Here is a 22,217-nt window from a genome sequence, read left to right on the forward strand (position 1 = left end):
TTGTAATTAACGACAGAAAATAGAACAGACACTAAAGGACAAAAAAGCAAGGGAAGAGTGACAGGAATCAACCAAACTTAATTCTTAGACAAACTAAAAAGGCAGAATTTTATCTGTATTTGGGCTTTTTTTTGCGTATTATACATAAAAATAAAGCCCTATGGACAAACAAATTTCATTTCAGCAGTTATTTTTTGCTTTTTCTAGAGAAATAGAGCTTCTCTGGAAATTTACAAAAACCGACCTTTTGGTCTCTGTCGTATCGGCTAGCATTTTTATGCTAGTGGCGCTTTTTTCGGTGGCTTCAGTTAACCTTCAAAGCCTGCTTTATTTTGGCCTTGGGCTTTGCTACTTTATTTTTTACATATATCCTTTTGACATTAGCAACCAATTGGAGGCCATAGAAGAGGACAAAATTAACAAGCCTTTTCGGCCCTTGCCTTCTGGCCTGATTAACGAGCAATCGGCCTATTTTCGCTATTATTTAGGCACGGCTATTTACCTAATTTTAGGGGCCTTTTTGGGCGTCTTTTATTGGTCGGCACTTTGGGTAGTTGTTACCTATATGCTCAATTTGGGCGGCTGGGATAAAAACTGGATCACAAAGAATTTTGTCTCTATGGGCTTGGGCACTGCTGCTCAATTGGGCGCGGCTTGGCAAATTATTGGCCCCTTTAGTTCTTCTGCCATTATTTGGATCGGCTTAATTTCTTTTTGGGTGGCCCTTACTTCTTGCACCCAAGATTTTCGAGATGTAGAAGGCGACCTAAAAACGGGCCGTAAAACATTGCCTATTTTAGTGGGTGATCAAAAGGCCAGAATCATTACGATTAGCTTTTGGGCCATTATGTCAATCAGTGTTGGAATCGTCTATTTTCAGTTGCAAGAAGGCCTATTTTGGCTAGACCTCGCCCTCATTTTGCCTGCCCTGAGCTGCCACTTTTATATTATGTACCGTCTTTGGTTTTTGCGCAGCCCGCTGGCCGATGGAAAAACCTACCTCATCCAATGCCTCCTCTATTGCTACCTTTTGTTGCTGTCTGTCTATATTTTTCTATAGATTTTTTGGGGCTGCCCACTCGCTTCGCTCGGGTCGGGCTATGCCGTGGCTCGCTGTTCGCTCGGCCCTGCGCAAAATTTCGCTGCGCTCATTTTGCTAGGTCTGCGGCTTTGCCGCACCACTATCTATCCCTCAGCCTGCGGCCCTTTGGGCCTGTAGGACGCCATAAAAACAAAAGGCCAAAGAAGAAGGCCAAAAGAAAAAATACCGATGAGCGGCCCAGCGCTGCGCAGCCGTGGCCGAAGGCCAGACCAAGTTTTTTTGAGCAAAGCGAAAAAAAACGCAGGGCCGAGCAGACCTGCGAGCGGCGACAACAAGGACTTTAGTCCGCAGTTCGACGACCGAAGGGAGTAACCATAGCGGCGGCCAGCAAAGCTGGCCGCGGGCCCCAAAACAATATGATCCCCTCCCCCACTGCAGAAGTAGTAACTAAAAGTTGCTACTTTTTTTTGCCAAAAAGCGGCCACCCGATCAAAAATCTTACCAAATGAAAACTTAAATTTGATTTTAAGGGCTAAAAATAGTAACTTTAGTAAGTAAGCGGGCGTATATAGCCCCTAGAACCCTTTTCGCACAGCCTATTTAAACGATAAATATATGCTCAAGCAACAGCAATCTCAGAAGATGATGCAAAAGCTATCGCCTCAGCAAATTCAGCTGATGAAGCTCTTGCAAGTACCCACCGACATGCTAGAACAGCGGGTCCAACAGGAATTGGAAGGTAATCCGGCCCTTGAAATGGATGAGCATCAGACGGAAGAGGAGGAAAAAGAGGATCCCTTAGAGGAAGAATATTTGATTGGGAGTGAGGAATCGGAGAAAAAAGAGGAAGAAGAAGAGCTCAATGACCCCGATTTTGAGGATTATTTGGAAGAATACCTGGGCGATGATGTCGCTTCTTATAAACTAGAGGTCAATAATTACTCGCCAGACCAAGAAGAAAAAACCATTCCCGCCGCTGTAGAATCTAGTTTTCAGGAGCAGTTGGAGCGGCAATTGGGCATGCGTGAGCTGACGGAGTCGGAAGAATTGATTGCGCGGCAGATTATGGGCAGCTTGGATGATGACGGTTATTTGCGGAGGGAGCCTATTGCTTTGGCCGACGACCTATTATTTGCCGAAAATGTTCGTTTGGGGGAGGCTGAAATTCTGCGTGTTTTGGAGGAAGTCATTCATTTATTTGAGCCGGCTGGAATTGGAGCCAGAGATTTGCGGGAGTGTTTGCTTTTGCAATTGGACCGCAAACTGCAGTCTGAAGAAGTGCAGCAATATTATGATGAAAAGGAAATGAAGAGCCTCAAATTGGCTCATCGAATTATCAAAGACTACTTTGAGCCCTTTTCTAAAAAGCACTACAAAAAGCTGATTCGCCAACTCAATATTTTTAGAGAAGACCTCAAAGATGCTACCGATGAGATTTTGAAACTCAACCCTAAGCCGGGTAGCGTTTATGCCTCTTCTTCTAAGATTAAGAAATATGTAGTGCCCGACTTTATTATTGAGAACAAAAACGGAGAGCTAGACCTGCGCCTGAACAGCCGCAATGCGCCTGAGCTTCGGATCAATCGGGAATATAAAAATATGTTGGAGGCCTATAGTGCCAGTAAGAAAGACAAAAAACAGCGAGAAGCCATCATGTTTGTCAAGCAAAAAATTGATGCCGCTCGTTGGTTCATTGATGCCATTCGTCAGCGTCAGGACACCATGTTTAGGACCATGTATACTATCATGAACTACCAGGAAGACTTCTTTTTGACGGGAGATGAAAAGCGCTTGCGGCCCATGATCTTAAAAGACATTGCCGAAATTACGGGCTTAGATATCTCGACGATTTCGCGGGTGGCCAACAGTAAATACGTACAAACTGAATTTGGGACCAAGCGGCTCAAGAGCTTTTTCTCGGAGTCTTTGCAAACCCAATCTGGAGAGGAGGTCTCTACCTTGGAGGTCAAGAAAATTTTGACCGAAATCATTGAGGCGGAGAACAAGCGCAAGCCTCTTTCTGATGAGAAACTAAAAACGGCCTTACAAGATAAGGGCTATAATATTGCTCGAAGAACCGTAGCCAAATACCGAGAGCAGTTGAATATTCCGGTGGCTCGTTTGCGCAAAGAAATTTAAGAAAAAAGCCCTGATCGTGAAGATCAGGGCTTTTTTGGTTTATAGCACGGGGGTACCATCTTTTCCTTTTTTCAGCATCAATTTAAGAAACTCCACATCGGGTAGGCGGCCATTGGCCTCTTCGCGGGGCAGCATTCGGCCACTGCTACTATCTAGGCGTTGGTGTGGGGGCGCAATAATAATCACTCGTTGTTTATTGGTTTGGGGATCTCGGATAATAATGCGTTTGCCCTCCTGCATCAGTTCACGTTCGGAGGGATTGGCCTTAAAGTTTAGAAAATAGAGGGCCGAAAAGCTGCAAAGGCTCAGGCTGGCCACTCCTAATTGGTAAAAAATTGTTTTTGACATCCTATTGGCTTTAATCTCGATCTTGTTCTTGCATCCAAGAGAGCAACTCCCCAAAGCTTTTTTGTAGCGCTTGGCTGGCTTTGGGATCGGTTCCTTTTTCTTGGAGGTAAAGGTCGAAGAGCCCTTCTGGACTCAATTCTGCTAGGTCTTTTTCTGGACCTTTAGCCGCCTTTTCCCTACTGTTTAGCGCTGCTTTTTGCTGCATAGAGATCAGTTCGGCGGCTTTGTCTTTTAGTATTTTGCGAAACTCTTGTTCTAGAGCGGGCAAAAACTGTGGCACTTCTAGTTCTAGCTTGAGTAAATCACTTACTTTTTCGCCTTTGGGGGCTAGTTTTTCCAGTTTGGCCCTAATTTTTTGCTCATCGCCCTTATAAAAGATTAAACGCCGAAGCAGCTTTAAGGGTTTCGTTTTATTTTGGAGCAGCTTTCGGCCCTCAAACTCGAGCAGCTGCACAGATTGCGCATAATTGATTTCATTGAAGTCCATGGGCAAGATAGAGCCCGAGTAACAGATCCGTCCTTGCTCCCCTAATTTTTGTGGGCGGTGCAAATGCCCTAGGGCCACATAATCAAAAAGGGCGGGAAAATCTTGGGCGGGAAAAAGGTCGGCCTGACCAATATGGATATAATCGCTACGGCCATCTCGCTGTCCTTGGTCCACATATAAATGCCCCGTAGTAATTAGCGGAATATTCAATGCTGTTTTATCGGCCAGCAAAGCAGCTAAATCCGCATAATGCTGTCGGATGGCCAAACGGAGCGCCTTAATTCGCTCTTCATAGGGCAGCATTTGGCCTTGTCGGAGCTCTCTTTCTCTTAGAAAGGGGACGGCAGCAACATAGGCTTGTAGTTCGCCTTGGGGATTTCGGACCTCAATGAGCTGTTCTTCTAAGGTTTCGGGTAAATTGGCCAATACCTTTATATTAAAGCTATCGAGCAGCAGTTTGCTACTATCCAAAAAATTAAAGGAATCGTGGTTACCCGCCACCACCACTACTGTATGACAAGAGGTTTGTTGTAAGGCTTTTAGGAAATTATAGTACTGCGCCTGCGCATAATTGGGCGGCAGGTGTTGGTCAAAAATATCGCCAGCAATAAGGAGCAGCTCCACTCCTTCGGCAATAATAAGGTCTATAATCTGCTGAAGAACAGCCGCATGTTCCTCTTCTCTAGTCTGGTTAAATAATTTATGGCCCAAATGCCAATCGGCGGTATGTAGTACTTTCATCTTTGTTGCTTTGTTGCACAAGAAACAAAAAAGCGCTCGCTTTTTGTTGAGCGAGCGCTGCTAATTGCTAAAATTTCAACCTTAAAGTGCTTCATCTGAAAGCCCTAACTTTTCTTTAAAACCAGAGAGACCATAATAATCGGCCAGCATTAAAGGATATCCACTCAAAACAGCAACAACTTCTGCTCTATTGAGATAATTATTTTGCTGAGATTCAAAAATGGTCAGTTGGTCAACCCTTGTTTGGGGCCAACTGAAATTCCGATGAACAACATAATTCATCTTTCTTAAATGGGCTACTGCAACTTCTCGCCAGTGACTTAGCTCCCAATTTGTTAGATTCTGAAAACGAGGACTAGCTTCATTGCCCACCAAATTTTTATAGTTAATTTTTGTCCTAGCCGCTACAACTAATTCTTTAAAATCAATCTCATCAGCTAAATGCTTAATCGCTTCAAGCATCGGATAACTAATGTAGAGCTTACCTTCTTCTGTTTCATTCCTAAAGAACTCTAGCATTTCTACTATTTGTTCATCAGTAGCCATACGGTCGTGCCCATCATAATCAAAGAAAAAGTATAACTCACTAAAATCATTTCGGCCAAAGCCCTCTAATTGATTAGGATGACGGTTTTTTAGTAAAAAAAAGGTATCCAGAAACTCATCTTCTGAGCATTGCCTATAGAACGTATAAATATTTTCTCCATAGACTGTAAAGATGGTACTTTGCTCTATTAAATTCAATGCTTTTAAGCGCTCTCCAATCTGATTTTCTGCTCGGCCACCTTCAAATACAAAAAGAATTCTACTCATAAAAAGCTCCTGCTTTATACATTTTTTCAATGTTATGCGCCTCTCGCAACTCTTTTGCCGTACTTGCCGCTAGTGATTGTATTTTATTGGGCCACATCAAAAAATAACAATCAGGACGCAGTAAGTCATTCGTCATGATAGAGGTATTATGCGTAGTTAGCACAAATTGTGTTTTCGACGCTTTGAGCAGCTCCACAATTGCTCGAGACAACTCATGATGATAAAAGGCGTCAAATTCATCTATGAATAAAAAAGAAACGGGCTGCTCAGAACGCAAACGAAGACTCCAAGCATAAAAAAGTGCTAGTGCTTGCGTTCCCGTAGATGCAATATCATAGAAGGGAATATGAACTCCGTCAAAATCAAAGGCAATAATTATTTTATCAAAAGTACTTACGGCCTCCAATCGACAATCTAAATTAGCCTTCTCATTTAAAAACAACTCAAAGTCTTTTAACTTCCCCTTTTTTATAATATCTGTTTCAATGTCCCAAACCCCATTTTCATAGCCTAAATATAGATTTCTAGACAAGGACCGATAAAAGAGCATTTTATTTACAAAGTCAAAAAACTCTGCCAATATCCGATTCTCTAAACTATCAATTAAGTTTGCATTCGTCTGGATATACTTTAATAACGATAAGTTTGGGTTATTCAACTCTTTGTTTAAACTTTCGGCTCCAGCTAGTTCAATTCTCGCTATAGTTCCTTGGCTACGATCTATTTCGGCCACAATTTGATCATTGATGATAAGTTGCTCTTTCAAAAGCAACCGAAAGCTCTTCTTTTCATAGGAATAAGTAACTCGCTGCCGACCAAACAAAAATTCATACTTGAAAGTCGCCGCTCGAGTTTTATTGTATGCATTTAGATAACTACTCTCTCCATAAGAGTTTTCTGCATCTGTGTGCTTATCCGTCAAATGCCCAACAATATCAAAAAGAGCCAAACCTAAATTTGATTTGCCCACTCCATTGTATCCATAAACAATGGCATTTTGTACTACTCCCTCTTTTACTGCAGAAGCATTAAAGCTGTAGTTTTTTGCATCTTCTAAGGAAAAGATGAAAGGCTCCTTAAAGTTCTTAAAATTAGAGACCGTAAATTTGCTTAGCATAATTGACACTTTATTTATTAGCTGCAATAAATGAAAAAAAGCAGCCGTAAAAAAATTACGGCTGCTTTTTCTCCCCCTAATCCAAAAAATAAACGGGCTCATCCATGGCCCTTATTTTCTCCTTTATCTGCAAAAAGAGATGCAAGGGCTTTTGCGGTCGCCAATTTAATTCATTAAAAGGGGCCCCAAAATAAATATGCTCATGAAGATCATGGGCCTCCATTTCAGCACTCAAATGCTGCCGCAAATTCAAAAAACAACACCAGCCTTCTTCCTCATCCAAATCCTCTACAAAGGCTTCGTAATAAGCATCATCACTGCCATGAAAATTTAATACATTTTCCATAATGAGCATAAAATAGCGAATCCCCTCCCCCTGCAAAAGGTCCAGTAGTTCATCTTTCAAACAACCCATGTCATTGTTGAGAGTGTCGTTCCACTCCCCAATCAACTCAATAATAGCATAACCCCGCTCATAATCCACAAAAAGAATTTTAAGATAGAGGGTTTCCGAGCCAAATTCATCCCATTGCGGATGAATCAGGTAGTTGTAGATCCTGTTTTCAAAATAGAATTCACTATACTCCCGCCCATAAAATGGCGAACGCTCGTCTTGCTCTGCCGTATATTCGTCTCGCCAACGAAAATGAGGTTCTATGCTGTGCATCTCTTTCTAATTTGTCGGAATAGCCTGGGGAGCAATCTTTACCCCATCAATATCATCGCGAATGAGGCTCTGTACTTGGTCTACCGCCCGTATGACGCTGGCATAACCCTCCACATCAAAGGTGTTGGTGTTCGATTTGGGCAATATGTCGTTGATTTTTGGCCCCGTTACCCCAATGGTCTGGAAAATATAACGCACCGAGGCCCGACCTAGCTGTACATGGGCCGCCAATTGTGGTAGGTTGTTTAAGTCAATTTTTCGACTGGCCTTTTCAATATGCAAAAATAAACGTACCCCAACTCCATAACGACTCTGATCCTCTTCACAGTCCATATCTTTGTATTGCATATAGTCCACAATGACCACCACTTCTTTTTTGCCCAATTGCATTTCTTTGCCAAAAAGGGCCAAGCTCCCCTGGTTGTTCTTGTTAAATTGATAATATATTTTTTTCAATCCACCATCCAGATCCGCTACCGTTTTAGGCAACTGACAACCCGCTGGCGGCGCTACTACTTTGTATTCTTTAACCTCTACTTTGGGCATTTGTTCATCCACGGTTTCCCCTTCTTTAGATAGCTGATCACAAGAGGTCAATAGCAATAGAGCAAAAATAAGTATACTAAATTTTCTAATCATGTTGATGTTGTTCGTTGGCCCCAACTAAAAAGAAGAGCACGGTTAAGAGATTCCCAAATTTAACCTATTTCTGCTAAAGGGTTTCATCTTTTATGAACTGTTTTTTGGGGCTGCCCCGCCCTGCGGGCGGGTCGGGCTGTGCGGGGGCTCGCTGCTCGCTCGGCCCTTCGCTTTTTCGCTGCGCTCAAAAGCTCGGTCTGGCCTTCGGCCACCCCCTGCCATCCCTCAGCCTGCGGCCCTTCGGGCCTGTCCACCGCAAAAGTGGTATTCCTCGCTGCGCTCCTCATCCGTCAATATGTCCCCGCCCACCCTCCCCTCCTCGAGATTCCCTAAGGAATCCCTTCGGGGAGGCTGGACCAATTGCTATTCCCCCCAAAGCCTAGCATTCAACCTAGGCTGCCAAAGCTCCGCCCAACTACAAACATAGCCCCGGCCCATAAACTCCCGCACCCAACTGATCCCCTGCACCGCATTCGTCAGCCAAATTTCATCCGCGGCCAGACAATCCGCTATAGTCAGGGCTTTTTCCTCCACCACTACGCCCTTCTGCCCAAATACATCCAACAAATAGGCCCGAAACACCCCCGCCACGGGCCCTTCCGAAAGAGCAGGCGTGGCCCATCCCTCTCCTTTCCGAAGCCAGATATTGGCCGCCACGCTCTCTACTACACGGCCCCAAGCATTCAGTAAAATACAGTCGTCAAAACCCGACTCCTGCCTATATTTGGCCGCCATCACATAGGTCTGGGCACTCAATGATTTTAGAAAAGATAAGCCACCCGCCGCTATCGGCTGCCCTTCATAAACGCCTAAATGCAGCCCCTTTTTGGGCCAAGGGAAAGCAGCCGCTTGCAGCGGCTGCTCTTCTACCGCATAGGCCAAGCCGTTCTCTTCAGGGGTATAAAGCCCGCCGCCTGCCCGCCAGCAGCTCAGCCGCAGGCGGTAGGCTTCGCCCAAACGGATAAATGAAGCTAGCTGAAAATCCTCCGGGAGCAAAATGCCCAATTGGTCCAAACTGCGGCGCAGCCGCTGCTCATGCCAAAGCAACAAAGGCGCCCCCTTGGGCCCTACCCGAATGCTCTCAAACAACCCATCCCCATACTTAAACCCTCTGTTATTCATAACTATACATAAAAATGGCCTTGGAAAAACTCCAAAGCCAAATTACTTAATATTGTTTCAATAAGCGCCCCCATTTAGAAGCCGCCTGCTTCATAAAGGCCCCCACTTCTTCTCTAGCCGTGCGGTCCGGCACCTTCCAACGAGCCATAGAAAAGAAAGAGTGCTTTTGCTCTTCCTCTACCTCTGGCGGCAAAATCTCTAGCCAGCGGTCTACGGAAGTACGCAACTTTTGGACCTCCTCCAAAAGGACCAGCTCCTCCTTGATGTGCTTTTGCTGCAGCTGGTTGTCCAGACTTTGGGTAAATTGCCAAAGCAAACCATAAGCCTCCTTGTAGCGATTCCGAATTTCTAAAATTTCCACCATATTCATGAGCATCTGCAAGTTGTAGCCAATGCTCGAACGGCGCTTGCGCTGCCAATCCGCTGCCGTAAGGACCAAACTCTCCTCTTTATAATCATAAATGGCCAAATAGAGCATATTGGCCCCATTGGCAGCAGCATAAAAATGCGGAACATCGGCCCCTTGGGCCTCGGCAAAGGCCATTTCTTGGGCCAACTCTTCTGGAATATTGCCAATGTATTCCGACTTATTGTTTTGGGGCTGAAAACATTCTACCTCGGCATCTATAAATTGCCCAAGGCTAAAGGCCCAAGCCGCCGATTTGTTGGTGGCCGCCCAAGACATAATGGGTGCCGTGCGGGCATGAGCCAAGACCTGCCCCTCCTTATTGGTCCAGTAAATTTTGGCCTCGGCCAAGTTGGTGCTGCAATCGCTAGCGCCCAACTGGGCCAAGCGCTCTGCTATTTTTTGTGTAGACATGATTTTATATGGATTCTATTTTCTGTACTCTAATTTTTTGCGTCTAGAGGCGGGCGAAGCCCGCCCGGCCTAGCGCTGTGAAAGGGTGGCCGAAGGCCAGACCAAACTTTTTTGAGCAAAGCGAAAAAAAGTGAAGGGCCGAGCAGACCTGCGAGCCCTGAAACCTAGCGCCGACGAGCGAAGCGAGGCGGAGGCCCCTAAAACCAATTGGCCAATTGGTAATAAAAATTTTGAGCAATGGCGCCTCCCGTCCAAGCAAAATCAAAGGCTAAGGTAAAGACAATGCCCCAAATAGCCCCCCAAAAGTGAGCATCATGCCCAATATTGTCGTTGCCATTTTTACTCATATAATGCGAGTAGGCCAAATAGCCCAAAGCGGCCACAATGGCGGGAGTGGGAATAACTAAAAAGAGCAAAAGCGTGCTGGTGGGCGCAAAAAGCACATAGGCCAACAAGACCGCCGAAACCGCCCCAGAAGCCCCCAGTGCATTGTAGCCATAGTTGTCCTTATGCTTCTCGAAGCTATAAAAAGAAGAGGCAGCTAGGGCCGAAACATAAAGCAAAAGATAGAGAATATGGCCCCAAATATTTCCAAAAACAAGGGTAAAAACCTGCTCCACCTGTCCCCCAAACTGATAAAGGACAAACATATTGAGGCCCAGGTGCATGCCATCGGCATGAATGAGGCCCGAGCTAAAAAAGCGGTACCACTCCTTGCGGTTGACAATGACCGCCGGATTAAAAATGAGCTGTGCGTAAATCTCCCGCTTCTGAAAAGCTTGGAGAGAAACGATGACCGTAATGACCAAAATGGCTAAATTTACGGGCGCCTGACTAAGCAAATTGTCTAATAAAAGTAAGCTATTCATAATAGAAATTAAGCGTGATGATAGGGCAAGCCCCTTTGGATACTAATGGCCCGATAGAGCTGTTCGAGCACAAAAAGGCGGACCATTTGATGCGAAAAAGTGAGTTTGGAGAGACTCCAGCGGCCATTGGCACGGGCATAGACCTCATCGGAAAAGCCATAGGCCCCACCAATTAGGTAAATGATCCGCTTATGGCTAAGTTGAAACTGCTGCTCTAGTTTAGCAGAAAAAGCCAGCGAGTCAAACTGCTTGCCTCGCTCATCGAGGAGCATAAGGAAATCGCCCTGCTCTAGTTTGGCCAAAATCTTTTCGCCCTCCTTCTGCTTAATTTGGGCCTCTCGCATATTTTTGGCCCCTTTTATATCGGGAATAATGCGGCTCTCGAAGGGAACAAAATGCTTGAGGCGCTTTTCATAAATATCCATTCCCTCTTTGAGGTAGTTGAAGGCGGTGTTCCCGACCATCCAAAATTCTAGTTTCATCTCTTAGCGTTGGCGGCGAAAAAAATAACGGTCCTTGCTACGGACATTTAAGTTGGTGATCCAGAGCGACTGACTATCTAGCTTATTGATGGCAAAATATTGCCGTTTTTTCTGGGCATTATCAAAAGAGAGTCGACGCTCTTCTAGGTATAAAGGCGCTTGCATAGGCACCAGCAATTGGCTGTCGCTAATTTGCCAAAAGATGCTATCGGGCAAATGAAAATAGTCTCGCCATTGTTGGCGGGCGCCATCAAAAAAGACATGATCTTCTAAGCGCCATTGGCCCTGCAAAAGCGGAAAAATATCGGTTTGTTCTAGACTATCAAAAGTTTCCTCATAGCGAATAGCTTGGCCCAAATAAGCCGCATGCAAAAAGGGCGTACTCAACTGGAAATTGGGAATCTCTAGCTCCTTATATTCCTCTAGGCCCAGGCGGATTTTCAGCTGCATGCTGCCCGTAGATTGCTTAAACTGCTCATGCGAGTGGAGCTGAAAACTCCCCGACAAATTGCGGTTGACGACAAAGCCCGTGCTGTCGAGGCCCGTCAAAACGGCCTCAATTTGCTCCGAAGGGAAGCTATAACTACTATCTAGGGCAAAATTAAATAATGCTCCATTAAAAATGAGGTAAAGGCTGCTAGAACCGCCCTCCAAACTCAGTTGGATGATTGTCTGCTGGCCCGATTGAATACTAAAGTCCTGCTCCGTATTCAGTCGAGCATAATAATGAATGCCCCCTCCCGCATCTATACTTTCTTTTGGTCCATTTTGGCCACAGCTAAAGAGGCCAAACAGCAAAACAAAAGCAACTAAAATTCTCATAATTTATCTTTTTCGGCCTGAATAAAAGGGGCCCAAAATTCGGGCTCGTATTTCTCCCAAGCATGGCAACCAAAAGGCAATTGCTCCCCATTTTGGGCATAGGCTTTTGCTGGCGAAAGCTCAAAGGCGAAACGCAGGGCTTCAGCTTCTTTGGGCCGCTTAAATTTCATGAAATAAGGCAGAACACAGGCCCAGAGAAAATCTTCATTTTTGCCCGTGGCCCGCAAAAGGCCGCCCCATTGCTTGGCCGCCTGAATAAAACGCTCAATTTTTCGGAGCGAAAAGCCTCCATTGCCCACCTGCCCCTTCATCATATTGGCCAAATTAAACAGTGGGCGCTTGTCTACCGGGCTAGGCGGGGCCTCTATCCAAGGCGCCCCAATATAGTCATAATCTTGCTCCATCCAATGGGCCAATTCATCGCGAAAAACAAAGGCATCTAGCTGATAAATCAACAAATAATCATAAGCTTGAAAACGGCGATAAAAATCGGCCCTCAGCATCAAACGATTATAGCCTTTTACCGAAGCAAAATAAGTAGGCTCAAAATATTCTACTGTAGCCTTGGGCGCAAGGGCCAAATAAGGGGCCGCATCAAAGCCCTCTGCCGCAATAAAACTAAAGGGGTAATTGCCCAAAACACGAACAGCCTGCCCAAGGGCAAGCAGTTCATTATCTGTGGGTTGCTCCCGATAAATCGGAATGCAAACAATAGCAGTTTTCATCTTATTCTTCTTCTGGACCAGCCTCTTTCAAAATCTCCCAAGTATGGTCGGCCAACAACTTTACAGTAGCCAAAAAGCGGTGAAACTTATGCCCAGCCCAGCCCCATTCATCGGGACCCACCATAGACAATACAGCCTCCCCATTCTCTCGCTGATAGAGGTGGTAAATATGGTTAATTAAAGGCTTAAAGTTCATATCGGCCCCATAAATCATCTCCGAAACCGAGACCCGATCCTGCAATTTTTTGGCTTGCATAGCCAAGAGCTTAATCTGCTCCTCAATCTGAGACAACTGCATTTTGGTTTGCTCCTGCATGGCCTGCACAGACAGCCCTTTGGCCCGCCCCTTGTCCATCGGCTTGATCACAGCGCCCCCCACCGTATGCGCATAAGGCAAAAGGTGTGGATTTTCTGCAATTTTATCGGGATCAATCGGGTTGATGAACTCTTTTTCCTTTTTCTCTTCTTTCATAATCTTGAAATTAGGGCCTAAAAATACGGATTGTTTTAATATTGTGGGTCTATACTGCTGTTTTTTTGGGGCCTCCGCAGCTTCGCTGCGGCGCTATGTTGCGGGGCTCGCTATTCGCTCGGCCCTTCAGGCTCCACTTCGTTCCGCCTTTGGTCTGGCCTTCGGCCACCCCTCCACAGCGCTAGGCCGAAGGGCCGCCTGCCCATAGCTGCAGGTATTCTGGCGGAACGGTATCGGTAAGCCAAACGCCATTGGCCGATTGGTAGAAGGCATAGCCTGCGGCCTGCATCTTTTGGGCCTGCACCACCAAAAGGACCAATTTGCCATGCCGACGGCCCACATTTTCGGCAGTAGAAATATCTGCCGATAAATGCACCTGATGCCGATCCATTTTTAACAAGCCCTCTTTTAAAATGTTGTCTAAAAAATGCTGGGCCGTGCCATGATAGAGAATTTCTGGGGGCGCTTGGGCCCTATATCCCAACTCAATGTCTACAGAATGTCCCTGGCTGGCTCGAATCTTGGTTTTTTCTGCATTAAAAGCAAAGCGCTTTTTGTTATTTTTGCAGACCACTTCCTCCAGCAACTCCCTATCTAATTCCTTATTATGAGCCTTGGCCGCCGCCAAAAGCTGCTCCACATCGAGCCAGCCGCCAGCCTCTAGGCTTAGGCCCAATAGCTCGGGCCGGTGGCGTAGAATTAAACTTAGGAACTTAGAGGTTTTTACTAATCTTCTACTCATTTTTCGTTTTTTTCGCTGATAATGAAGAATTTTGCCTAAAACGTTCCCTGCGCCCCCTCTTTTTTGCAGCAAACTGGCCTAGCGCTTGCTCAAATGCTCGGCTTAGCTGCCTGAGGCTGGGGCTTTCCCCAGCCTATCGGCTGAGGGATGGATAGCAGTGGCCCAAAGGGCCAGACCGAAGCGCGCAGCGCTGAAGGGCCGAGCAGACCTGCGAGCTGCGACAGAGCCCGACCCGCAGGCCCAAAGGGCCGAAGGGGCAGCCCCAAAAAAATATATTAAGAAACTATTTCATCTATGCGATTAACCATCATGTTCTGCCTTGCCTGCCTTTTCTGTCTGAGCAGTGTAGAGGCCCAAAAAAAACGACCCAAATACAACCAAATCAATGCCGAGGGCCAAAGAGTAGGCTACTGGATTATTAAGGGAAAAGATGGGAAACCCCTGGCCAAAGGCCGCTATAACGAAAATGGCGGAAAAGAAGGCCGCTGGCGCTTTTATATCTCTCCAATTGGCCGATACGCCGATGAACCCGATGTGGTGGGCCAATATGAAAATGACGTAAAAAATGGCCGCTGGGAGCTAGTAGACTCCAGAACAAAGATCAAAATGAAAGGCAAATTTACCAACGATAGCATGAATGGCGTCTGGATTGTCTATAACCATTTAGATGATAAACTGGCCGCGGGCAAATACCTCAACGGCATCCGACAAGACGAATGGCTGCTGTTTAAGGATGACCGCCTGATGGCCAAAGGCCGCTATACCAATGGCCAAAAAAAAGGCCGCTGGCAATATGACTATTATATAGATAAGGGAAATGTCCACATTAAAGGAGAATTTGACTTTGGCCAAGAACGGGCCAGCGGAAAAATGGAATACTATAAGGTAGACCGACATCCCCGTTTTGGAACCGAAGAGTTGCTGGTGGGCACGGGCTCCTTTCTCAATGGCCTGCGAGAAGGCCGCTGGATTGAGTACAAAAGAGGCCTCAATGGGGGCGAACTAGTGGCCACCGGCTACTATGATGGCGAAGGCCGAAGAACGGGCCTTTGGAAAACCACTTTGGATGCCGAACCCTTCCGACAAGAGACCTTTAATGACGGCAGACGCCAAGGAGTCTTTAAGACCTACTATGATGATGGCACCCCCAAATATAGTACGGCCTATGAAGATGGCCTAGAACTGGGCTTTTTTACTAGCTATTATGAAAATGGAGAAATTAGGGCCAAGGGCGCACATACCATTTTGAAGGACCAAAAAGATATGGATACCCTCTTTTATAAAATTGAACTGCCCTATGAATATAAATTCAAATTGGTGGACCAAGACTTTGAGGCGCTGAACTACAACGCCATTAACTGGATTGACAAAGTAGATTATTCGGTTTCTGCCGATAGTTTGGAAGAGCGCTGGCAAGAGTACCTCAGCTATGGCTTGGCCAAGGAGTTTCGTATCCAGAAGCTAACTCCTCGCAAACAATATAGCGTTCGGATTGGGGAGTATGTGCAATACCACATTAACGGCAAAGAACATATTAAGGGAAAATACCTGCCCAAACTCATTATTGAGTACAACCCTTTGACAGGCCGCAAAGAACGCGGTTATGCCAAAACTGGCGAATGGGTAGAGAATGACCCTGTGGGTTATCTGCGCTTCAAGTACTTTTTCAAAGATGGGGTTTTAGTCCGAATGGAAAATAACAAGGGCCGAAAGATCGACCCTTATACCTTTGAAGAATTAAACGATTAGAAGTCTTCTTCCTCCTCTCCTACTAAACTAGGCGCTACTTCTACGTAGAGGCCCGAAAGAGGAAAATGTAAATAGCAGCTAGCGCTATAGCCTGCTTGGGCCAAGGCGTTTTTGGCTGCATACAATTTGGCTGCTGCTTCTCTGATGCGGTGGCTTTTTTGTTTCCAGCCCTCATAAGTATACAAAACATCTAGCATTAAGATTTGCCGCTCCTCCTCTTCAGAAAAGAAGTAATAATCTACCTGCCCCCTAAAAACCTGTCGGTCTTGCTGAAAGCGGAACCTTCTGGCCCGATGCAGCTGCATAGGTCCAAATGCCTGTAGGCTTTGATGAAACTGCTGACTCAGGCGCATCAATTGCAAGCTATTGAGCTGATGCTTGAGCTCAAAATCTTCTAGTAGTTGTTGGGCGGTTTGCTCTCTCAAGCTCAGGGCATAATCCAATTGGTCGGCCCGCAAATAGAGCTGTAACAATTGGCCCAAACGCTCTTCCTCCTCTTCGCTAATATCTTCTATGGGCAAGCCAGGCAGATAGGGATACTCGCCCAAAATTGGCATTTCAATTTCGCCCATCAGCTGCTCTGCCGTTTCGGGCTGGGCCGCCAAATGGTCCTGCTCGCCCTTAAAGGCCTGCAAATAAGGAAAAACCTCCTCCTCTTGTTCCGCTTCTAGGGGGTCAATCTCCTTAAAGAGCTCCAATTGCATCCGCTGAACGGGCAGGGCATTCCCCTTCCAGTCCCAAATGCAAAAATCGCTATCGGGGTCTACGGTCTGCATCTCCTCATCGCCCAGATGAAAGCTGCGGTTGAGCCAATTGAGGCCCCAATTCTTTTGCTGCAAAAAGATGGGCAAGGCCAGATAATCTCGGGCACGAGTTACCCCCACATAAAGCAAGCGCGACTCCTCCTGCAATTGCGCCTTTTTGCGCAAGGCGGTCTGTAGTAAGGCCTTGATGTTCTCTACCAAATTGGTTTTCTGGCTCTGCTTGCCATAGGGATTGGGCCAAAAAGAAATCAGGCGATTGGCCAAGGGGTTTTTCAAGTCTACCTCTTCCTGGGTAGAAATCAACTGAAAGCCAAAGTAGTTTTCTCGCAGCGATTTCTCTAGCTCATAGCAAACCACAAAAGGCCATTCTAAGCCCTTACTCTTATGATAGGTCAATACATTGACGGCATCCTGGCTTTGGCTAGAGGCCTGGGCATCTAAGCCCTCCCGCTCCAAATGGTCCAACCACAGGAGAAAGCCCCCCAAGGTGGCCGCATTATGCAAACGGTTGCAGTTTTCTTCATATTCTAGGGCCTTGCTGCGTAAGGCATCCAAATTGGCAAAACGCTGATTGGCATTTCCCCAGCGGGCCACTACATTGCGGAGGTTCATTTTTTCGATGACCAGATTGACGATTTCGGTGGCAGACATCTCGGGCAGTTGTTGGGCCAAATGCAATAAGCGCTTAATTTGTCCCGACTCCCCCCAAAGTTTATACTTTTTCTGCTCCTGCTCTCGCTCCAAATACTTTAGGCGGTCCTTGACAATTTCCTCCAAGCTCTGCGCCTCTAAGAGAAGTTTTAGCTCGGCTACCGATAAGCTATCTTGCGGATTGAGAATAAACTTTAGGCAGGCATGCAACAAACTGGCTTCTGGCGTTTTGAGCAAGCCCTTTCGGGCAATGGAGGCTTTTAGGCCTTCTTCGGCCAGTTGCTCGGCTAGGTCCTGACAAGTTTGGTTCGAGCGGCAGAGTACGGCTATATCGCCCGCCTGCAAAGGCCGCATTTGGCCCTTGCCTCTGGGCCGAATCATCCGCCCCTCTTTTAAGAGTTGGGCAATAGCATGCGCCAAAGCCCGATGCGGCCAAGGTTTTCCGGGCCGTCTTTTGCCTTCCTTAAAGTCAATAACCCAATGCTCTAAGGCATGGCCCAAACCCTGGGGTTCTAGTTCTTTCTTAAAGGGCGGAGCTACCTCTAAGGCTACCCGCTCTTCCCCTAAATCTGGAAAAGCTTTGCAGAAAAGCCCATTGGTAAAATGAACAAGGTCTTGCCTAGAGCGCCAAGAGTTCCCCAATACTTGCATCTCTTTGGCTTGTTCTACTACGGCCTGCATGAGCTCGGGGGCGGCCCCTCTAAAACCATAAATTGACTGCTTGGGGTCGCCCACCCAAATCGAGCGCTTGGCCAAACGGCTGAGGTCCAAGAAGATTTTGAGCTGAATGGGGTTGGTATCCTGAAACTCATCGACTAATAAAAGGTCTAGCTCTTCTTCCAAAACTTCCCGCACTAGGGGTTGCTCCAAAAGCTTGAGGATATAGACCTCCATATCGGTGTAGTCAATTAGGCCTCGACTCGTTTTGTAGGTTTCGTATTCATCTATAGCTGCCTGTGCCAAGGCAAAAAGCTGCTCGATATATTGGCTGAGGTCCTCCTGAAATTGAGGATGAGATTCATGCCCATCGGTCAATTCTTTGAGTTCTTCTACAGCCTCCTTACATTTTTTTGGGGCCTTGCCGCAGGCTTTGCCCAGGGCCACCCATTCCGACCAATGCAAATAGCCCCGAGCGCGAAGTTTATTCTGAAAACTTCGCAGTTTGGAGATTAGGGTTTGTCTAGATTTGGTCCCATCTTCTATTTCTAAAACGGCCAGCAAGGTATTTTCCAAATAGCTGCGCAACTGCTGGTCTAAAGCTGCGGCGGTCTTGGCGCTTCGGCTAGGCAAAAGGGCCAAAAGACTACGCACAGAAGCCGTAGCGCTTTCTTCCAGGGCTGCTGCATCTAGGTTGTTGCTTCGGGCCAAATCGGTCAGTTGGAGGATATCGCTGCGCCAATCTCGGCCATAAAAGCCCTGCTCTTCATAACCTAGGCGCTTGCTCAGCATTTCCATTTGCAGGCTGCGCTCTTCGGTTAAAATTGTCGATAGCGATTGGTTAAAAATCTGCGATTGCTCCCCTTCGGCAATGATGTCCATTTCGGGAGAAAGCCCCGCCTCAAAGGCAAAGCGCTTGAGCAGCTGTACGCCCACCGCATGCACGGTCCCAATCATGGCTTGGCCCAATTCATCGGCTTCTTGGCTCATGCCTTCCTCCAATAATTTGACCCGCACCCGCTCTTTCAACTCAGCGGCGGCCTTATTGGTAAAAGTGGTGGCCAAAATCCCCGAGGCCCGCACTTCGGCGGGCTGTCCATCTTTGGGGATCAGCAGTTCGGCCATTTGTTGAGTGAGGGTGTAGGTTTTTCCACTCCCCGCTCCAGCCGATATAATTTTCAGTTGCATTTTTTCTTGCATAGCTCATCTGTCTTCTTAAGCAGTTATCAACCGCTAGGTCCTTATCCTTCTGTTTCTTTTTTGTGAAAACTTAGGTTTTTTATACGCAATAAAGTTATCCCTTATTTTGGGGTTTTGCAACTGTTGTTTCTTTTATTTTTGTTTGGGGCCTTCGGCCATAACTGTAGGCTCAAAGCTACAGCAAGATTAAATTCTTGCGTTTAGAAGGAGCGAAGCGACTGGCCTAGCGATGCGAAAGGGGGCGGCGAAGCCGCAGACCAAGGCCGTCAGGCCGCAGGGCCGAGCAGACCTGCGAGCCCTGAAGCGTAGCGCCGACGACCGAAGGGAGGCGGAGGCCCCAAAACCTCATTAAAAATCTAGACGAAAGCGCAGGTTCAGTCGGCGAGAAGAGAGATAATTGGGGATAGCATAGCTGGTATTTGTGAAGTCCTTGATCCAAGTATTGGAGGCTACATTGCCCACCGCCATCAGGTTAAAAACCTCTAGGCTCAGCCAGGCCGATCGCAGGTAGCGGAAAGGATTTTTGCTATCTTTTTTGAGGGCTTGTTCGGCCATGGCCAAGGATAAACTCTTGTCTTTATAGGCTTCTTGGGCCTTTTTGGCGCGATCCCAAAGCGAGAGGCTAAAGCCAATATCGATGCGATGATAGGGGGAATAGCGGTAGAGGTTTCGGGCCACAATATTGTCTTTGGGCACGCCATAGTGCATGCCGCTGCCCAAGGTAAAGGCCAAATTGACCTTGAACCACTCGGCGCCGGGCAGCTCATCTTGAAAATACATAGAGAAAATGAAGAGCTGGTCGGTGGGTTTAGAGACATAATCAACCGTGCTGGTATCGATAGTTTGGCCCTCTAGGGTATAGACCTTATGGTCTACGCCATTAAGGCTTTCGCGGGCGCGCAACAAAGAGAAATTGACCCATGATTCGAGGCCTTTGACCAGCTCTCCGTTGAGGCGAAAATCCCAGCCCGTTATGTAGCCCTTGGCCAGATTATCGCCATAATAGCGAATCCGAACATTGTCCACATCATAGGGAATTAGGTCCCATTGATGCTTATAATAAAGCTCTGAAATCAGCTTAAATTTGCGCTTATACCAGCTAAAATCCCAGACGACACCGCCCAAAATATGGACCGACTTCTGTGCGCGGACCGAAGTATTGATTTCGCCCTCTAAATTCCTCAACTCCCGATAAAAAGGGGGTTGATGATAGGCTCCTAGGGCCAACTTAAAGGTCAAATCCTTGCTCCAATGGGTCGTATCGCTCATGGCATGATGCTGTGAAAGCGGGCTATAGTAGAGCTGAAATCGGGGGGCCAGCAAAAACTCTTCGTTCAGGCTCCAGTAACTGGCCCTCAGGCCGAGGGTGCTCCGCAAAAAGTGCCGATCATTTTTGTACTCCCAAGTATTTTGTAGAAAGCCCGAAAAGCGATGCGTCAACAGCTGCGTATCGGTCCGGATGTATTCAAAAACAGGCATGGCCGTCGTGTCAAAGGGGAGCGTATAGCCCAAAGAATCGAAGCTGGTCCACTCCTTTAGGTCGTCACGGATAAACTCATTTTTGTAGGTCAAGCCCCACTTTAAGAGCTGTTTACTTTCGGTAAAGGTCGAGTCATTGAAGCGCTCATAGCTATAGGCGCCCACATATTTGGCCTGAATCACATTGGCCGTCAGGTAGTTTCGGGCATATTGATGGGTTTCGCCATAGGCCAAAGTGCCCAGCACATCGCCAAAATTATCGGCGCCCAGGCCAGTTTCCACCTCCTCCAAGCGATAATTATTGATCACATCAATGCGTTCATCCTCCTGCGATTGGTAGTTAGAAAATAAGATGCGGTGGCGGCTATTTTCCTGAATCGTCAGTTTTTTTTCTGGAATCGTTTTGACCTTTAGTTTTCCACTGTAGGCCAAGGCCGTTCCCATCATATAGGTATTAAAGCTAGAAATTTCTTGGCCCTCAAAGAGCGAGCTGAGGCGTATCGCATAATTATATAAGCCGCTCGTGCTGGCCGATTCTTCAGGTATCAGTTGAAATTGGGCCGTATTATAATTTCCGATGGCTTCTATTTGCCAGTTTTTGCCCAAATCATAGATCAAATCGGCCTGCAGATCTAAAAATCGGGGGACATACTCTCCCTTAATATCTAAGCTCGATAATAAATACTGGGTTGTTTTATAGCGGGCGCCCAGGGTATAGGTCAGGGCGTTGTTGCCCTCTGTTCGCCCACCCAAATAGAGCGATCCGCCCAATAAACTTCCGCTAGCTCTGGCCTCAAAGCGGCTAGGGCGGCGATAGCGGACATCCAAAACCGAAGACATTTTCTCGCCATATTCAGCCTTAAAGCCCCCCGAAGAGAAGGCCAATTCATTGAGCATATCGGGATTGGGAAAGCTCAGGCCCTCCTGTTGGCCCGAGCGAATGAGCAATGGGCGGTAAATCTCAAAGCCATTGACATAGACCAAATTTTCATCATAGTTTCCGCCTCGCACCGAGTATTGAGAGGAAAATTCGTTGCGATTGGCCACCCCTACTGCGGTATACAAAAGCACCGACTCTAGGCTCATGGTCGTGGTTGGAATATTCTGAATATCATCTCTAGACAGCCGCAAAGCATCCGCTTCCTTATCCGAAAACGACTCTACAATTACCTCTGGAACCGCATCATCCAAGGTTTTCAGGGCAATATCTAAGCGCAAAACTTCCTCCTCTTTTAAGCGCAGGCCTCGCTTTTCATAGCGTTGAAAGCCCAGATAGCTAGCCATTAGTTTGAGCCGAGGACCAGCGGGCAGACTCAGGTCATATCGGCCATCCATATCCGTCACCAGCCCAATGAGCAGTTCGTCATTGAGGTAAACACGAATAGCAGCCGAGGGCAGCGGCTCTCCTGTTTGCGCATCGGTTAGCTGGCCGATGAGTCGGCCTTTTTGGGCCAATAAGGGGAGCGAAGCCAAGAAGAAAAAGAAAAATATTAAGCGAGACATAATTTATTTTTGTACAGAAAGAAAGAGCGCGTTGGCGGCCCATACTTTTTATCAACGTAGCTAGGGCCTAGTTCGCAAGATACAGAACTGTTTTTCTTTGTCGCTTTTTCTGTTTTGATTTTTTGGGGCCTGCCGCCTTTGGCGGCCGGGCCCTTGCAGGGCTCGCA

19 protein-coding genes are annotated in these 22,217 nt (G+C 46.8%); 3 read left to right on the plus strand and 16 right to left on the minus strand.

The window, feature by feature from the left end; all coding sequences use genetic code 11:
• Positions 1 to 160 precede the first annotated feature (160 nt).
• On the plus strand, positions 161 to 1,060 hold the full coding sequence (locus tag SAPGRDRAFT_RS02635; RefSeq protein ID WP_002656977.1) for a UbiA family prenyltransferase: 900 nt from the start codon (positions 161 to 163) through the stop codon (positions 1,058 to 1,060).
• Positions 1,061 to 1,657: 597 nt separating this feature from the next.
• Entirely contained in the window at positions 1,658 to 3,181 is a 1,524-nt protein-coding gene (gene rpoN / locus SAPGRDRAFT_RS02640; RefSeq protein ID WP_002656980.1) for an RNA polymerase factor sigma-54, read from the plus strand.
• 39 nt (positions 3,182 to 3,220) lie between these two features.
• Here the strand turns inward: rpoN and SAPGRDRAFT_RS02645 are convergent, their stop codons facing one another.
• The 14 genes from SAPGRDRAFT_RS02645 to SAPGRDRAFT_RS02715 all read right to left on the minus strand — a co-directional run bounded on the left by SAPGRDRAFT_RS02645 (position 3,221) and on the right by SAPGRDRAFT_RS02715 (position 14,047).
• Positions 3,221 to 3,529 (minus strand): hypothetical protein, encoded by a 309-nt coding sequence (locus SAPGRDRAFT_RS02645; protein WP_002656983.1) that lies wholly within the window; start codon positions 3,527 to 3,529, stop codon positions 3,221 to 3,223.
• Positions 3,530 to 3,539: 10 nt separating this feature from the next.
• The gene (locus SAPGRDRAFT_RS02650) at positions 3,540 to 4,757 is read right to left on the minus strand and encodes an exonuclease SbcCD subunit D C-terminal domain-containing protein (RefSeq protein WP_002656984.1); all 1,218 of its coding nucleotides are present in this window, start codon (positions 4,755 to 4,757) and stop codon (positions 3,540 to 3,542) included.
• Positions 4,758 to 4,838: 81 nt separating this feature from the next.
• Positions 4,839 to 5,570 carry a hypothetical protein gene (locus SAPGRDRAFT_RS02655; RefSeq protein WP_002656986.1) on the minus strand — a complete coding sequence of 244 codons (732 nt, stop codon included), beginning with the start codon at positions 5,568 to 5,570 and terminating at the stop codon, positions 4,839 to 4,841.
• Complete coding sequence (locus tag SAPGRDRAFT_RS02660) at positions 5,563 to 6,687, minus strand: ATP-binding protein (RefSeq protein WP_002656988.1); 1,125 nt, start codon at positions 6,685 to 6,687, stop codon at positions 5,563 to 5,565. Before SAPGRDRAFT_RS02660 ends, SAPGRDRAFT_RS02655 begins: the two co-directional genes overlap by 8 nt.
• 76 nt (positions 6,688 to 6,763) lie before the next feature.
• Positions 6,764 to 7,354 (minus strand): hypothetical protein, encoded by a 591-nt coding sequence (locus tag SAPGRDRAFT_RS02665; RefSeq protein WP_002656990.1) that lies wholly within the window; start codon positions 7,352 to 7,354, stop codon positions 6,764 to 6,766.
• A 6-nt stretch (positions 7,355 to 7,360) separates the two neighbouring features.
• Positions 7,361 to 7,993, minus strand: coding sequence for a hypothetical protein (locus tag SAPGRDRAFT_RS02670; RefSeq protein ID WP_002656993.1), 633 nt, complete (start codon positions 7,991 to 7,993; stop codon positions 7,361 to 7,363).
• Between the two features lie 363 nt (positions 7,994 to 8,356).
• Positions 8,357 to 9,115: an aminotransferase class IV gene (locus tag SAPGRDRAFT_RS02680; protein WP_002656995.1), complete on the minus strand. Its 759-nt coding sequence runs from the start codon at positions 9,113 to 9,115 to the stop codon at positions 8,357 to 8,359.
• Positions 9,116 to 9,161: 46 nt separating this feature from the next.
• Positions 9,162 to 9,935: a hypothetical protein gene (locus SAPGRDRAFT_RS02685; RefSeq protein ID WP_002656997.1), complete on the minus strand. Its 774-nt coding sequence runs from the start codon at positions 9,933 to 9,935 to the stop codon at positions 9,162 to 9,164.
• Between the two features lie 197 nt (positions 9,936 to 10,132).
• Positions 10,133 to 10,804 carry a rhomboid family intramembrane serine protease gene (locus SAPGRDRAFT_RS02690; protein WP_002656999.1) on the minus strand — a complete coding sequence of 224 codons (672 nt, stop codon included), beginning with the start codon at positions 10,802 to 10,804 and terminating at the stop codon, positions 10,133 to 10,135.
• An 8-nt stretch (positions 10,805 to 10,812) separates the two neighbouring features.
• Positions 10,813 to 11,286, minus strand: a complete 474-nt coding sequence (rlmH, locus tag SAPGRDRAFT_RS02695; RefSeq protein ID WP_002657003.1) for a 23S rRNA (pseudouridine(1915)-N(3))-methyltransferase RlmH — start codon at positions 11,284 to 11,286, stop codon at positions 10,813 to 10,815.
• A 3-nt stretch (positions 11,287 to 11,289) separates the two neighbouring features.
• The gene (locus SAPGRDRAFT_RS02700; protein ID WP_002657005.1) at positions 11,290 to 12,108 is read right to left on the minus strand and encodes a hypothetical protein; all 819 of its coding nucleotides are present in this window, start codon (positions 12,106 to 12,108) and stop codon (positions 11,290 to 11,292) included.
• The gene (locus tag SAPGRDRAFT_RS02705; protein ID WP_002657007.1) at positions 12,105 to 12,833 is read right to left on the minus strand and encodes a DUF5672 family protein; all 729 of its coding nucleotides are present in this window, start codon (positions 12,831 to 12,833) and stop codon (positions 12,105 to 12,107) included. Before SAPGRDRAFT_RS02705 ends, SAPGRDRAFT_RS02700 begins: the two co-directional genes overlap by 4 nt.
• A gap of 1 nt (position 12,834) precedes the next feature.
• Positions 12,835 to 13,305 (minus strand): DUF2452 domain-containing protein, encoded by a 471-nt coding sequence (locus SAPGRDRAFT_RS02710; RefSeq protein ID WP_002657009.1) that lies wholly within the window; start codon positions 13,303 to 13,305, stop codon positions 12,835 to 12,837.
• 181 nt (positions 13,306 to 13,486) lie between these two features.
• The gene (locus SAPGRDRAFT_RS02715; RefSeq protein WP_002657010.1) at positions 13,487 to 14,047 is read right to left on the minus strand and encodes an RNA 2'-phosphotransferase; all 561 of its coding nucleotides are present in this window, start codon (positions 14,045 to 14,047) and stop codon (positions 13,487 to 13,489) included.
• 294 nt (positions 14,048 to 14,341) lie between these two features.
• Between SAPGRDRAFT_RS02715 and SAPGRDRAFT_RS02720 the strand changes: the two genes are divergently transcribed.
• Positions 14,342 to 15,796, plus strand: coding sequence for a toxin-antitoxin system YwqK family antitoxin (locus tag SAPGRDRAFT_RS02720; protein WP_002657013.1), 1,455 nt, complete (start codon positions 14,342 to 14,344; stop codon positions 15,794 to 15,796).
• Here SAPGRDRAFT_RS02720 and SAPGRDRAFT_RS02725 read toward each other — a convergent pair.
• Together SAPGRDRAFT_RS02725 and SAPGRDRAFT_RS02730 are read right to left on the minus strand one after the other, a co-directional pair.
• Positions 15,793 to 19,068, minus strand: coding sequence for a UvrD-helicase domain-containing protein (locus tag SAPGRDRAFT_RS02725; RefSeq protein WP_002657014.1), 3,276 nt, complete (start codon positions 19,066 to 19,068; stop codon positions 15,793 to 15,795). The two genes, SAPGRDRAFT_RS02720 and SAPGRDRAFT_RS02725, sit on opposite strands and share 4 nt — an antisense overlap.
• 348 nt (positions 19,069 to 19,416) lie before the next feature.
• Entirely contained in the window at positions 19,417 to 22,050 is a 2,634-nt protein-coding gene (locus SAPGRDRAFT_RS02730) for a TonB-dependent receptor (RefSeq protein ID WP_002657016.1), read from the minus strand.
• Between the last annotated feature and the right edge of the window lie 167 nt (positions 22,051 to 22,217).

This window comes from Saprospira grandis DSM 2844, from assembly GCF_000275825.1.
Lineage (GTDB): Bacteria > Bacteroidota > Bacteroidia > Chitinophagales > Saprospiraceae > Saprospira > Saprospira grandis_A.